Raw genomic sequence first — 14233 nt, forward strand, 5'->3', positions numbered from 1 at the left:
GATGCCGACCCCCGTCGACGGCGCCCCAGGCTCGTCAACCGTCGACAAGGTAGCCGCACCCGGCACCGACGCCTCGGGCGAGCCGGATCAGGATCGGTTCGCCGCGCCGCACCTGGCGCTGACTCTGCTCCTGCTCGTCATCGGCGTCGTGCCGTGGCGCGCAAAGGCGTACTTCGACGGTTCAGGCGACCCGGTCGTCTTCGCAAAGGCCGCGGTCATCCTCGCTGCTCTCTGCATCGCGCTCGCGCCCCGGGACACGGCGGTCCAGCTGCGTCGGCATCCGGTCGCGGCGGCGCCTCTCCTCTTTGCAGGGTTGTATCTGCTCATCACCTGTCTCGGCGCGTTCACCGCCGGCGGCATCGTCGCGACCGGCGTCGTCGCGGCGCGCGTCGCCCTCGTCGTGGCGACGCTCACGTTGCTCGCGAGCCGATACGGCATCGAGCGCGTCGCGGCCTGGCTCTACCGCGTCCTGCTGGCCGTCGTCGTCGTGTCGGTCGTCACGGGTCTCCCCAGCCTCGCCAGCGGGCGTCTGCACGGAGGGCTGCCACCCCTGCATGCCAACGAGATTGCTCTGCTGGCCGGATTGTGTCTCGTTTGGATCTGGGCGCGATTCGTGCGCGGGGAAGAATTGGCGCGGCACTATCCGAGCGCCGCGGCACTGCTAGGAATCCTCCTGCTCACCGGCTCACGGACCGGGCTCATCGCAGTCGTCCTCGCCCTGGTCGTCATGCTGACCCGGCTGACCCGGCTCAGCTACTCGGCGCTGGGCGTCGGACTCGCCGCGATCCCCATCGTCACCTACCTGCTGCTGTCGACCGATGCCGCCGAATCCACTCTCTCCCGCGGCGGCTCCGAGGAGGTCGGCACACTGAGCAACCGGACCATTGCTTGGAGTGCGGCGATCCATGGGGTCAACTCCTGGCACAGCGCCCTGCTGGGCAGCGGTCTCGCGACGAAGAAGATCCCCGTGCCCGGCCAGTGGTGGAACACCCAGATCCTCGACAGCAGCTGGGTGTCCGCCCTTGTGCAGGCGGGGATCTTCGGCTTCGCCACTGTTCTGATCTGGTTCGTGGTGACGCTCGTCGCGGCGCTGTGGCACCGGGGTCCCTTGGCCACAGTCTGGATCGGGTGGATGAGCTTGCTTGCCGTGCGCGGGGTGCTCGAGAGCGGGCTGTTCGACGCGACCACGTCGTTCATCGCGTTCTTCGTGGCGTCGCTGGGATGCTGGCGGTTCACACGCGACGCCGAGGGTGATCCAGCGACGGTCCAGCCGCAGATAAGGCCGTGAGCAGCCAGTAGCGCTCGGTTTCGGGTAACCCCGAGACGGAGTCGAGGCGCCCGTGCGGTGAGTAGAGCAGCTCGACCTGGGTGCCATAGGCGCCGACGCATCGAGCCTTGTGTGCGAGATCGACACCCGCGGTGACCTCCAGCGCGCGCAAGCCGTGCTGCCCAACAAGGTCGGTGACGCTGCGGTCCGCCGGTGCTCCCCACAGATACGGGACCTCCTCGTAGAGCACGACCCCACAACCCTCCTGTGCCAGCGGCACCAGGGCGTCGCGGACGAACAGGTGGTCGACGTGGGCCGCCGGCAGGGTGTTGCGGGCCATCCACCGGGCCCGGGCGTTCAGCAGCGCTTGGCCGGCGGGTCCGACGAGCTGGCGCAGCCGACGTCGGCGCGCGCCGCCCGGGGTGCCGAAGACGGCGGATGTCGGCGGCGGTGCGCCGGCGCCGGCGGGGACCGCGACGATTCCGTTCCCGACTTCATTGAGCCAGGAGCGCACCGCCTCACGGATCGTGTCGGCCTCCGCGGCGGGGCGGGGGCCGTCGAGGTATTGCTGGTCGATCAAACCCAGAGAATGGTGGGCGCACCCGGACCGTCGCATCGCCTCGTCGTTCTCCGCACGCCGCAACGCCATTGCCTCGGCTGAATCGCGCAGCGAGCACACGAGATCCCATGACGTGACGACCGGCCGCTCGGGCTCGCCGTCGAAGACCGTCAGTACGGACGTGCTCGTGCCGGAGGTGGCCAGCGCGAAGGCAGACAGGAGCGCGTCGTCGAGGTGCGGCGCGACGACGAGCACCGGCAGCGAGCCGACGAACGCCGGAAGGCTTGGGGTCACGCTTGAGCCCCCCTCGGATCGCCGGGGGTGGTGACCCTGACCCGGCGTAGCGAGATCGGGCCGCGCCGACCGTCGCGGCCGATGTGCACGTAACCGCCGCGGTATGCCGTGTGCGTGCTCTTCAGCACCTCGACCCCGGCTCGGGAAACGCTGATCGAGGTCGGGGTGACGGCAATCCCCAAGCGCTTCCACCCCGGGACAGGCACGTCGACGGGTGTCGGTTCGATGCTCGCCTGCGCGAGGGTGCGCCGTGTCGGGGTGGTCCCGCCGTCGTCGGCGAGCAACGCCGCGTAGCCGTCGGGGCGCAGCACCACCCGATAGCCGGTCGAACCGGCCTCGGCGGTCGGACCGACGTACCGGTCGTCAGCACGGCCGAAGGCGACCGTCAGTGCGTGCTCGGGGGTCGCGGGCGCATCGAAGCGGTAGTCGAACTCGAGCTGATAGCTCCCGTCAGGCGGCGCGACGGGGCAGAGCTGGCCGAGCAGCAGGTACGACGACTCGCCGGGCACGTCGAGCCGGATGACGCCCGCATCGGTTGCCGGATCGCCCCACCGCACGCCGAACTTCTCGCTGTAGGGAAAGCGGGTCAGCTCGCCGCTGGCCAAGGCGCCCTTGGCCCAGGTGTCGGCCTGGGCCGAAGCAGTGGTGCTGCTCACGTATCCGATGTCGGGGGTGATCAGGCCCTGAGCGCCGAGGGACAGGAAGTGCAGGGCCTCGCTGCGCCGCATCACCGGGTACATCCAGACCGGCACTCCGCGGCCAACCACACGCGAGACGATGCGCGGGTCGATAGGCGCGTTGTCGACGACCGCGGGTAGCACGATGACGTCGCGTGCGCGGTCGAGGTCACGCAGCACCGGATCGAGCCGGGCGGGTGCGAGGTCGGTGGCGGTGCCGGCGTACATGAAAATCGGCACCTTCGCGGCCCGCGCCTGGGCGACGCGCGCTGTCGCCGGCAGGTGCAGCTTGGCGTAGATCCGGCCGTTCAGACCGTGCGCGGCCGCGGCCTTCATCATCGGTTTGAAGGCGTTGTCGTCCTTGGCTTCCAGACACAGAATGGCGTGCGGTCCGATCTGCGCGAGCACGTCGTCGAGCAAAGGGATCTGGGGTCGGCCGTCGCCCTGCCACCGCGGCCCGAGGCGGGGGATGTCGATGCGTCCCTTGGCGAGCACCGCCGAAGGCTGCTCGGCGACTGGCCCGGTGAGCGTCGTCGTTCGGTCATAGGTCGCGTCGTGCAGGCAGATAAGGACGCCGTCCGACGTCATTCCGATCGAGATCTCCAGACACGTCGCGCCCCAGTCGAGTGCGGCGTGATAGGCCTCGAGTGAGTGCTCCGGCAACACGATTCCCGCGCCCCGGTGGGCGATATAGAAGGGGGGGCCGCCCGCGCGCCAGTCGGCGACGCTCGCCGGCGGCTTGGTGGCGATAGGGTGGCCGCCCGTGAGATTCGCTGCCCCGTCGGGGATCTCGGGCGTGGCAGTAGCCCTCCCGGGCCACAGGTCGAGCGCCCCGCTCATCCCCGCACCCACGGCGCCGACGACGCCCAGGCCGACGACCCCCAGCCCCAGGACCGCGCGGCGCGAAACGGCCGACCCGGGCGTCTCATCCCGCTCGACCATGAGTTGTGCCCCCGCCGTCGGCTCGTCCCGGTCCTGCGCTTCTGCGGACCGATGCTGCACACCTCATCGGCCGCCGCGGGCAGATTCCCACCCCCGCGCGGGTCACTCCTGCATACGAGCCGACACTTCGGCCCTGACCAGCGGCGTTCCGCCCGTAAACAGCGGGCCGAACCGCACAGGACGAAGCGTCTGAGATACAACGGCGGCCATGTGCAGGCGCCTGAGATACAACGGCGCACTCACGGGGCTGGGCAATTCGATGACAGCGGGTAAGACTTGAACGAACGTCCTAGGCAGGCGTCCGCGAGTGGGACTCAGTGGACGCGGCGGATGGGGATCGACTCGGGGGAGTCGGGATCCGCTCAGCTGCCGGGCATGAAGGGGGACCACCATGGAGGGTGTGCAGCGCCGTGCGCGCGAGGCATCGAAGACCGTGTCGTCGAGCCGTGTGTCACTTTTGGGCCGGTCAACAGGTCGGTTCGTCGCCGGCCTCGCAGCTGTCGCGCTCAGCGCCTCTCTTGCCGCCTGCGGAGCGACCGACCCGGCCACGACACCGCCCGGCGCTGCGACCGCAACAGCCGCTTCGAGCTCCCATCAGACGCCCGCCGCCACATCCAACGGGTCCGCATCGGCCACGGCGAACGCCGACTCGACCCCGAGCGCCGTCGAACCGTCCGCACAGAGTGCTGGGGGACTGCGGGCCCGACCCACGCCTTCGCGCACATCGCGACCCAGTGGGATGCCGGGCGACCGTGCCGTCGGCAAGGCGCGTCGGCCCGGAGCGTCCAGCGCTACGGCCCCGGAGCAGCAGCCGAGTGCCGCGACCCCGGCCACGCTGACCGGTAGCGTCGTCTACCCCGATGGCACGCGCGTGCGCATCGTGCAGATCGCGCGCGGCGCCCAGACCGCACAGGGTCCTGGGGCCTTTCCCGGTCAAGCGTTCGCCGCCGTCGAGGTCGAGGTGACCGCAGGCAACCAGCCGATCGACCTCAACCGCGTCGTGGTCACGGCGCTTGCGGGCACCCCGCAGGTCGTCGTCGCCCCCGTCTATGTGCCCGAGGCCGAGACGGCCGACTTCACCGGCCGGATCGCCGCCGGGGCGAAAAAAGCGGCGCGCTACGCCTACGCAGTCCCTAAGGGCCCAACATCGCTGCGCCTTGTCGTTGACATCGACGCAACCCACGCGAACGCGGTCTTCAGCGGACCGCTGGCCTGACCATGTCGAAGGCATCAGCCGGCATGACGCCGGTCCACGCCGCGACTCCGAACGCGCCTGCCGGGCGACCCCGGGCCGCGCGGCTGCGGCGCACCCTCACGGCGCCCGGCGCCGTCGCACTGCTTGCCCAGGTGTGGCAGGCCGCGGGCAGCTTCGCGATCCAGGTGCTCGCGGCGCACCTGCTCGGCGCGTCGGGGTTGGCGATCGTCAGCCTGTGCTTCGGCATCGTCATCCTTGCGACGGCGGTGAGCAGCGGCATCGTCGGCGATTCGCTAACCGTTCTGGACCGCCGCGACCCGGTGATTCGCGGGGGACTGGTCGCCTGGTTGCTCCTGGTGGCCGCGACCGGCGCGGTCGTCGGCGCACTCGGGATGATCCTGTCCGGCACGCTCGCACCGTTGGGCGCGCTGGCCTTCGCCGCCGCACTCGTCGCCTTCATGGTCGAGGACATTGTGCGGCGGACACACATGGCCCTGCTGCGGTTCGCGAACTTGCTGCTCATCGACGCGGTCGCCCTCATCGGCGCACTCATCATCGTCGGCATCGCCGCGACGACCGGGGACACATCGGTGACGACCTTCCTTCTGGCCATCGCGGGCGGGCAGGTCGCGGGAGCCCTCGTCGGCTGGGTGCTTCTGCCGCGTGAGGAGCGCCGCCTCGGCGCGCCGCGATCGGCCGGGGTTCGCGCGGTCGGTGCCTTCGGCCTGTGGCGCGGTGCCCAGGTGGCGCTGACGCCGCTCATCCAGACGGCCGCCCGCATCGTCGTTGTAGCGGCGGTGGGCGCCAGCGTCCTCGGGCACATCGAGGCCGGTCGCATCTACATGGCACCGGCGATGCTCGCCGTGCAGGGCTTCGGCTCCTATCTGTTCGCCACGTACGCCCGCCGAGCCGACGCCCCACTGGGCGAGCTGACCCGCCTTGCCGGGCGCTCTGCCGCGGCCCTGTCCGCGGGGGCGCTCGCGCTCGGCGCGGTGGCCGTCTTGCTGGTGCCGGTGCTGGGCCCGCTCGTCAGCGGATCGAGCTTCATGATCGACCCGGTCGTCGTGCTCGGGTGGGCGAGCGTTGCGGCGGCCGCCGCCTGGCTACAGCCGTTCGCGAGTCTGGCCGCGACGCGCGGCGCGCAACGACGGGTCTTCGCGGTGCGCCTCATCGACGCCATCGCCGCGCCGAGCGCGCTGTGGGTCGGGCTCGCCTGGCTCGGGCTGCCGGCCGAGGCCACCCCGTTCGTGCTGGCGGCCGGGCTGGTGCTCGCCGGCGGGCTCGTGCGGCTGCTTGTGCTTCGGCCGCTGGCCAGTGCCCACGAGGCGATGCCGCGGGGGGCCGCAGCGCCAACGCCCTGAGGGGCACACAGATTTGCGCGTGAGCGGGAGGTTTGCGCGTGGAAGGGGAGGGAACACCAATGGGGGGAATCATGAACGGATTCACAGGGGCGAAGCATCTGAGACAAGCCCTGGCAGTAGCGCTCGGGGTGGCGCTGGCCGTACCGAGCGCAGGAGCCGTGCTGGCGAGTTCGGCTCAGGCGGCACCTGTCGCCGCCGCCGTGGCCGCGCAGGCAGCCGCGACACCGACGACGGTGACCGCCGACGCCCTGCCGACATGGCAGGTCAATGGCGTCGTGTGGAAGCAGGCGGTCGCCGGTACGACGGTGTACGCGGTCGGCAGCTTCACCAAGACCCGTCCGCCAGGCGTCGCCGAGGGTGGCGCCGGTGAGGTCGACGCGAACAACATCGTCGCCTTCGACATCACGACAGGAGAGCGTGTCGCCTCCTTCGCGCCGCAGCTCAACGGCCAGGCCTTGGCGGTCGAGGTGTCACCGGACAAGTCGACGGTCTACATCGGCGGTGACTTCACCATGGTCGACGGGCAGGCCCGCAACCACGTCGCCGCGTTCAACGCCGCGACGGGGCAGCTCACCTCATGGTCCCCCTCGATCGACGGCCAGGTGCGCAGCCTCGTCACCATCGGCGCGCAGGTGTACGCCGGCGGGAACTTCCGCTCCGCCTCGGGTCAGCCGCGCAGCCGCCTCGCGGCCTTCGCGGCCGACACCGGAGCCCTGCGGCCGTGGGCACCCGTCGTCAACGACGGCTTCGTGTGGACGATGACGGCGACGCCGGACGCCTCCGCGCTCGTCGTCGGTGGGTCGTTCACCCAGCTCGGCGGCACGCCCCAGTACGGCATGGGCAAGATCGACGCGAGCACCGGGCAGGTGCAGCCCTGGGCGGCCACCAGCCGGATCCGCACCGCGGGATCCAACGGAGCGATCACGAGCTTGCGCGCCGACGGGAGTCAGATCTACGGCGCGGGATACGCCTTCGGCAACGGGGCCGAATTCGAGGGAACCTTCGCCGCCGACCCCGCCACGGGAGCCATCACCTGGGTCAACGACTGCCTCGGTGATACTTACGACGTCTACCCCTTCGCCGGGGCGCTGTACGCCGTGAACCACGCCCACGACTGCTCCGTCGTCGGGGGCGTGCCGGACACCGAGCCGCGCAACCGCTGGCAATCGGCCCAGGCGAGCTCGCTCACGGCGACCGGCATGAACACCGTCAAGGACCAGTACGGATGGGACTTCACTGGGCTGCCCAATGCGGGCATCCTCGCGTGGACCCCGAGTATGGCGTTCGGCACTGTGACGAGCGCCCGTCAGGCGGCGTGGACCATCGTCGGCTCGGGCGACTACCTTGCCTTCGGCGGTGAGTTCCCGCGCGTCAACGGGGTCGCTCAGCAGGGCCTCACCCGTTACGCTCTGCCCGCCTCAGCGCCGCGCAAGTCGGGGCCGATCTACGTGCCGGGCTCCGACCCGGTCGCGACCTCGACCGAGTCCGGCAACGTCCGAGTCTCCTTCGCAGCGCTGTGGGACCGCGACGACGCCCGTCTGACCTACGACTTGTTCCGCGACAACACTCGGGTGACGACACTCGCCGACATCGAGAGCACCTACTGGAACCAGCCGAACCTCGGCTTTTCCGACACGGGCCTGACGCCGGGAGCCACCCACCGCTACCAGGTGCGCGCCACCGACAGCGCCGGCAACATGCAGTGGAGCGCCCGGAGCGCGCCCGTCACGGTATCTGGCACCCCGGCACCGCCCATGTCGCCTTATGAGCGTGCCGTTCGTGTCGCCGGTGCGGCACACCTGTGGCGGTTCGCCGAGGCCAGTGGGTCCAGCGTCGCTCAGGACGCGATCGGGTACGCCGACGCCAATGCGTCGTCCGTGTCATTCGGGGTGGGCGGCGCTATTACCCCGGCGAGTCCCGCGGCGAATTTCGGCGCCGGCAGCCGGCTGACGACGCGCGGCGGCGAGCACAGCGGTGACGCCGTGAGCGTCGAGGCCTGGGTGCGGACCGCGAACAACTACAACCGCGGCGGCAGGATCGTGGGCTTCGGCGACAGCCCGAGGGGCACGAGTCTCATTCGCGACCGTGTCCTTTATGTGGACAACAACGGTCGGGTGAACTTCTCCGTGATGACGGACCAGCGCTTTACTGCGCGCAGTTCGGCGCGTGTGAACAACGGACAGTGGAATCACGTCGTCGGCACCTACGCCGACGGACAGCTCACCGTCTACGTCAACGGCGCTGTCTCGGCGCAGGTCCAGAACGTGCCGGCGCCGCGGCAGTACCTCGGCTACTGGCGCCTCGGGGCGGACAGCATCAACGACTTCGCCAACCGGCCGTCGAATCAGTCGATCGTCGGCTCGGTCGACGAGGTAGCTGTCTACCCGACCGCTCTGCCGCTCGCCCGGGTCCAGGCGCACCGTCAGGCCGGGCTGGGGGCGGCCCAGAACGAGCTGCCCGTCGCCGCGTTCACCTCGACCGTCACCGGCCTGGGGGTCTCGGTCGACGCCTCGGGCTCCAGCGACCCGGACGGAACGATCGCCAGCTACGCGTGGACCTTCGGTGACGGGGCGACGGGGACCGGTGCCAACGCCACCCACACGTATGCGGCCGCCGGCAGCTACGACGTGACGCTCACCGTCACTGACGACAAGGGCGCAACCGCGACGAAGACGACGAACGTCACCGTCGCTGCACCTCCGGAGCCGGTCGACCCGGTCGCCGCCTTCACCTCGACCGTCACCGGCCTGGCCGTCGCGCTCGACGCCTCGGGCTCCAGCGACCCGGACGGAACGATCACCAGCTACGTGTGGACCTTCGGTGACGGGGCGACGGCCACGGGTGCCAACGCCACCCACACCTACGCGGCCGCCGGCAGCTACGACGTGACGCTCACCGTCACCGACAATTCCGGCGCTACGGCGACCAAGACCGAGTCGGTGACCGTTGCCGCGCCATCGGTCTTCGCGACCGACGCCTTCGAGCGCACCGGCAACGGCAACTGGGGCACAGCCGATCTCGGCGGGGCGTGGAGCCACACCGGCCCGGCTACCCGCTGGTCGCTCTCCGGCAGCGCCGGTGTGGCAACCCTCGGGGCGGGCAACGGGCACTACGCCCGACTGCCGATCGAGCAGGCCGACAGCGACGCGACCGTGACGGTCTCGACCGACCAGGCACCCTCGGGAGGCGGCCAGTACTTCTCGGTGCTCGGGCGCTATCGCCCCGGCGCCGGGGACTACCGGTTTGTCCTTCGGATGACCAGTGCGGGCGCGGTAACCGCCGCCCTCACCAAGTCTGTCGCTGGAGCCGAGAGCACGGTGCAATCGGCCGTGACCACCCCGATCACCTACGCGGCGGGCGACACGCTCGTGGCGCGGTTCGAAATCACCGGCTCGGCGCCGACGACCCTCCGCGGCAAGGTGTGGAAGAAGGGCGAGGCGGAGCCGGCCGACTGGACGGTAACCGCGACCGACGCCACAGCGGACCTCGCAACGCCGGGCGCCTTCGCGGTCTACCCCTACATCAGTGGGAGCGCGACCAACGTGCCGGTCGCGTACGCCATCGACGACGTGCGCGTCACCCCGGTGTCGCCGTGAAGACCGTGACTGCGGCGCAGCCCAGGCTGCTGGTCGTCAACCCAGCCGCCGACCTCTACGGGTCGGATCGGATGCTGCTCGAGGCGGCGGCCGGGGCGGTTGAGCGCGGCTGGCACGTCGACGCCGCTCTCGGGGCCCACGGGCCGTTGGCGGACGCTCTGACTGCCGCCGGCGTCTGCCTCCACCACCTCGAAGCGCCGGTGCTGCGCAAGGGCGACCTCAACGTTGCCGGGCTCGGGCGGCTCGTCGCGCGCACCGCGCGAACGACAGTCGCCATCGGCGCGCTGGTCCGCCGGGCCCGACCGGATGTCGTCTATGTCAACACCGTGACGATGCCCTGGTGGCTCGTCGTGGCCCGAGCCATGCGTGTGCGAAGTGTCGTGCACGTGCATGAGGCGGAAGCAGCACTGTCGACGCCCCTGCAGGTGGCGCTCACTGTGCCGCTTCGGATCGCGAACACGGTGGTCTTCAACAGCCGCACCTCCCGGGCCGTCGCCACGGCGGTCCCGGGGGCCGGTCGGGGTCTGGCGGCGGCGCCGGTCGTCCTCAACGGGCTCGCCGGTCCGGCGCCGACTCCGCCGCGCGAAACGTTGGCCGAGGGCCCCCGGCTGCTCTACGTCGGCCGTCTCTCGCCCCGCAAGGGGGTCGATGTTGCCGTCGAGGCGGTCGGACTGCTGCACCAACGGGGTATTCCGGCTCGACTCGACATCGTCGGCGCAGTCTTTCCGGGTTACGAGTGGTTCGAGGCCCAATTGCGCCAATCGATCGCGGCGGCCGGGCTGCAGGAGGCAATCACTCTGCACGGCTTCCGGGAGGATGTCGCAGCCCTGCGAGCGGTCACAGATATCGCCTTGGTTCCGTCGGTGGCCGACGAGTCCTTCGGCAACGTCGTCGTTGAATCGCTGTTGGCCCAGCGACCGGCTGTCGTGGCCGACCAGGCTGGGCTGCGCGAGGCGAGCGAGGGCTTCGGCAGCGTCGCGGCGACCCGTGCCAGCGACGCCGCCGACCTGGCCGACGGCATCGCCACCGTCGTCGCCGAGTGGTCGAAGTGGCGCAGGGCGGCCATCCAGGACTCCGAACTCGCCCGCAGACGCCATGCACCGTCCCACTACTGCGATGAGATCGTCCGGGTGCTCGCCGGAACCGAGGTTCCCCAGGTCGAAGTGGGACCCGTGGTGACGGCGCCGGCAGGAGGGTCGCCCGCGACCGAGGTTCACGCGAGTGAGGCTGCGTGACGCAGGTTTGAGGCGAGGGCGCTCGTGATCGAGCCGGTTCATCCGGCGAGGTCGCGAGCGCCCTTTGTCGTGCCCATCGCCGGTGGCGCCCTGCCGTGATGTCGACATCCGGACCCGGCACACGAGAGTGGGTCGAACGTTCGACTCGTACCCTCGAGGCAGGGGACTTTGGGTGACATGCCGCGGGGACGCGGGGCGTCGACCCGGGGGTATCGCGGTAGGGGACCACGATCCAGGCGACCCCGGGGGGATGTCATGGGGACGACTGTCATGAGGGGCGCTGCCGTCCAGCCCGAGGGGCTTGAGGCCCAGGGCTCGAGCGGCAACGAAGCGAGCGGGCTCGAGGCCGTGGGGCTGCGACCCTCCGGACCGCCGCCCGGAGCCGGTAACCCGCCGCCGAGCGGTCGGGGGCTGAAGCGCGGTCGCTGGCGCCGCCTGGTTGCGGTGATCACCGCATTCGTCGCGCTGGTTCTGCTCGGGCTCGGCGCGGGCTACGTGACCATGCTCGGACTCACCTTCAGCACCAACGTCAAGCACGCGCGGCTGTTGCCGGTCGCGGGGGAGGACGGTGTGCCGGCGGGCGGCGCCCAACTCCCGGCATCGGCGGCAGGGGCGATCAACGTGCTGCTCATCGGCTCGGATCCGCGGGCTTCGGGGGAGCGCGGCCGCTCCGACGTCATGCTGCTGGCCCACGTGCGCGCGGACCGGTCGGCCATCGACCTCGTGCACTTTCCGCGGGACCTGTACGTGCCGATCCCCGGGCGGCCGGGCCGCGACAAACTCAACGCCGCCTACTCCTATGGCGGCGCGCCGCTGCTCGTCAGCACCCTGCAGCACCTGCTCGGCACGCGGATCGACCACGTGGCGATGATCGACATGGGCGGCTTCCGCGACATGATCGATGCGCTCGGCGGGGTCAGCGTGCACGTCGAGGAGGCGAGCCCGGGATTCGCCGTGGGCGTCATGGACATGAACGGGGAGCAGGCGTTGCGGTTCGTCCGCGAGCGCAAGAGCCTCTCGCTCGGGGACATTTCCCGCGGCTACCGCGAACAAGCCGTGATGCAGTCGCTCGTGGAACGCGCCTTGAGCCGGCAGACGCTGACCAACCCGCTGGCCTTCAAGCGTTTCGTCGAGACGGCCAGCGCCCACCTGACGCTGGACGAGTCCCTGACGCTGGACTACCTGCGCGACCAGGCCCTCTCGATGCGCGACCTCCGCGCCGGCGACGTGCGTACTCACACGGCCCCGTACAGCGGCTTCGCGACGACGCGCGGCGGCGCCTCCATCGTCGTCGCCGACGAGCCCGGCATCGCCCGCCTCGGCGAGGCGCTGCGCAAGGACGCGATGGCGCAGTACCGGTAGGGCCGCGGACCGGTGTTGGCTGGCCGTTCGACTCATCCATAGGGTGAGACGGCTCGAGCCGAGTTTTCGCCGGCGAAGGCTGCCGCGCTGCTGGATGCCGTTTCAACTGCCTTAGCGGTCAGCGAAATATGCCGATGCCGTGTGGCAGCCAGCCGGGGCTCGATAATGGAAATGTCAGGACATCTTGAGGTGCCGTTCAGCCGGCCTAGTAAGGCGTGAGTGCCGGGGATGGTGCTGAATACGGCGCGTACAAGGTCCGGCTCACTCACGAGGGCGAGACGCTCGTCGAGACAGCCGCCTTCACCGTCGTCTCACAGCAGTTAGTCCTAGGAACTCGGCCGCGCTCGCGGATCTCCCGGGTGCGGCCGAGTTGTCGCTTCCTTGAACATTCGTCGTCTTGGCTCGCTGGTGCGATGTGGCGCTGCGGTAAGCCATCGACGCGAGTGATGCGTCGGCGGCGCACCATCTCGGCGCGATGTGACGCAGATCACCTCGTCTCGGCTCCGAGCTGGCGGCCCAGATTGCCTGTGACGCAACGGAACTCACAGCGCTAATCAGGCATCTGAATCTACTTGTGCGGCAATGGGATTCAGCAATTAATAGCGTTGCTAATACTAATTATGTTCGATAGTGTTTCCGTATGGAACCCACCGCAGCGGACCTCGTGACCTGGCTTGATGCCGGGTCCGCGACGCTGCTGCGGCACGCCGGGGATCTGACTCGGTTGGGTAGCGACGACCTGGCCGGGCTGGCCGCTGGCGCGGCGAAGATCGTGAATGCTGCGAAGGCGTTTCAGGCGGCTGTGGTGATGGAGGCGCGGGAGCGTGGGGTCATCGCGGCCTCGGACAATCCGAAGACGGCCGCGTGGGTCGAGCAGTCGTGCCGCGACGCCGGAGTGCCGCTCGCTCCGGCGCAGGCCCGCGGGCTCGATGAGGTCTCCCGCACGTGCTCGACCCCCGATGTCGCCCGGCTCAAGGACGCGGTCGTCGCCGGAGAGTGCACCGTGGAATCGGCGGCGATCATCGCCTCGACGTACCGGCGGTTGTCGCCCAAGGTCGACGTCCGCGGCTGGGACACCGTGCTGGACCAGCTGATCGGCTGGCTCGGTGAGGGCGCGACCCGTAAGAACATTGCGGAGTTCGAGGACGTGCTGCTGTCTCAGTACGGCACCCAGACGACCCTGGAGGACGAGCACGAGCAGAAGCGCTCGAACCGGACCATGTCGGCGTTGACGCTGAACGCCAAGACCGGGATGTTCGAGTCCAAGATCGTGATGGATCCGGTCAACGAGGCCGTGTTCAGCGCCGCCCTCCATGCCTTGTCCAAGCCGCACGTCGACCCAGACACCGGCGAACACGACCCCCGCACCCCGGGCACCCGCCGCCTGGACGCGCTGGTGACGATGGCCAAGCACGCGACGAACCCGGACAAGACCTTCCGCGGCAGCGGGGCCGCCGCGCGGATCATCGTGACGATCCCGCTGGCCGACCTGGTCGGGGGCCTGCGCACGTCGAGCCTGGCCGAACAGCTCGGGCTGTTCCCGACGATTGCGGAAACGACGGACGGCGCCCATCCCGGCGATTTCGCACCGACCGCGACAGCGACCGACATCGACACACCCGCCACCTGCGACCGAGGTGACGGCCACGCAGGCAGCCCTGGCAACGGACCATGCTGCGGGCACGGCACGCTCGCAGCCAGCAGCACAGGCGCTCTCAGCGCGGGCGTGCTGAGCCCCGGCGACC

The 14233-nt window shown here is 70.2% G+C and carries 9 protein-coding genes; 7 read left to right on the plus strand and 2 right to left on the minus strand.

Annotation, left to right across the window (positions count from 1 at the left end; all coding sequences use genetic code 11):
* Position 1: 1 nt before the first annotated feature.
* Entirely contained in the window at positions 2 to 1288 is a 1287-nt protein-coding gene (locus KILIM_RS00175) for an O-antigen ligase family protein (protein ID WP_006590568.1), read from the plus strand.
* Here KILIM_RS00175 and KILIM_RS21895 read toward each other — a convergent pair.
* Both KILIM_RS21895 and KILIM_RS00185 read right to left on the minus strand, forming a co-directional pair.
* Positions 1233 to 2120, minus strand: a complete 888-nt coding sequence (locus KILIM_RS21895; protein WP_006590569.1) for a PIG-L family deacetylase — start codon at positions 2118 to 2120, stop codon at positions 1233 to 1235. The two genes, KILIM_RS00175 and KILIM_RS21895, sit on opposite strands and share 56 nt — an antisense overlap.
* Positions 2117 to 3739, minus strand: a complete 1623-nt coding sequence (locus KILIM_RS00185) for a glycerophosphodiester phosphodiesterase (protein ID WP_040561726.1) — start codon at positions 3737 to 3739, stop codon at positions 2117 to 2119. The genes KILIM_RS21895 and KILIM_RS00185 overlap by 4 nt, the downstream gene beginning before the upstream one ends.
* A 739-nt stretch (positions 3740 to 4478) precedes the next feature.
* On the opposite strand from KILIM_RS00185, the gene KILIM_RS00190 reads away from it, so the two are divergent.
* The 6 genes from KILIM_RS00190 to KILIM_RS00215 form a co-directional block, all read left to right on the plus strand.
* The gene (locus KILIM_RS00190) at positions 4479 to 4955 is read left to right on the plus strand and encodes a hypothetical protein (protein ID WP_040561727.1); all 477 of its coding nucleotides are present in this window, start codon (positions 4479 to 4481) and stop codon (positions 4953 to 4955) included.
* A gap of 2 nt (positions 4956 to 4957) precedes the next feature.
* Complete coding sequence (locus tag KILIM_RS00195; protein ID WP_051988564.1) at positions 4958 to 6295, plus strand: hypothetical protein; 1338 nt, start codon at positions 4958 to 4960, stop codon at positions 6293 to 6295.
* A 71-nt stretch (positions 6296 to 6366) separates the two neighbouring features.
* Positions 6367 to 9891 (plus strand): PKD domain-containing protein, encoded by a 3525-nt coding sequence (locus KILIM_RS00200; RefSeq protein ID WP_157551355.1) that lies wholly within the window; start codon positions 6367 to 6369, stop codon positions 9889 to 9891.
* Positions 9888 to 11126 carry a glycosyltransferase gene (locus tag KILIM_RS00205; protein ID WP_006590574.1) on the plus strand — a complete coding sequence of 413 codons (1239 nt, stop codon included), beginning with the start codon at positions 9888 to 9890 and terminating at the stop codon, positions 11124 to 11126. The genes KILIM_RS00200 and KILIM_RS00205 overlap by 4 nt, the downstream gene beginning before the upstream one ends.
* A gap of 270 nt (positions 11127 to 11396) precedes the next feature.
* Positions 11397 to 12488: an LCP family protein gene (locus tag KILIM_RS00210; protein WP_051988566.1), complete on the plus strand. Its 1092-nt coding sequence runs from the start codon at positions 11397 to 11399 to the stop codon at positions 12486 to 12488.
* Positions 12489 to 13128: 640 nt separating this feature from the next.
* Positions 13129 to 14233, plus strand: a 1105-nt coding sequence (locus KILIM_RS00215) for a DUF222 domain-containing protein (RefSeq protein ID WP_006590576.1), incomplete at its 3' end; no start/stop codon positions are given.

Source organism: Kineosphaera limosa NBRC 100340, from assembly GCF_000298215.1.
Taxonomy (GTDB): Bacteria; Actinomycetota; Actinomycetes; order Actinomycetales; family Dermatophilaceae; genus Kineosphaera; species Kineosphaera limosa.

Bases quoted from the DNA above. Each gene is read 5' to 3' on its own strand.
- KILIM_RS00175 (WP_006590568.1), top strand. From the start codon at position 2: ATGCCGACCCCCGTCGACGGCGCCCCAGGCTCGTCAACCGTCGACAAG.
- KILIM_RS00210 (WP_051988566.1), top strand. From the start codon at position 11,397: ATGAGGGGCGCTGCCGTCCAGCCCGAGGGGCTTGAGGCCCAGGGCTCG.
- KILIM_RS00200 (WP_157551355.1), top strand. From the start codon at position 6,367: ATGAACGGATTCACAGGGGCGAAGCATCTGAGACAAGCCCTGGCAGTA.
- KILIM_RS00190 (WP_040561727.1), top strand. From the start codon at position 4,479: ATGCCGGGCGACCGTGCCGTCGGCAAGGCGCGTCGGCCCGGAGCGTCC.
- KILIM_RS00185 (WP_040561726.1), bottom strand. From the start codon at position 3,739: ATGGTCGAGCGGGATGAGACGCCCGGGTCGGCCGTTTCGCGCCGCGCG.
- KILIM_RS00195 (WP_051988564.1), top strand. From the start codon at position 4,958: ATGTCGAAGGCATCAGCCGGCATGACGCCGGTCCACGCCGCGACTCCG.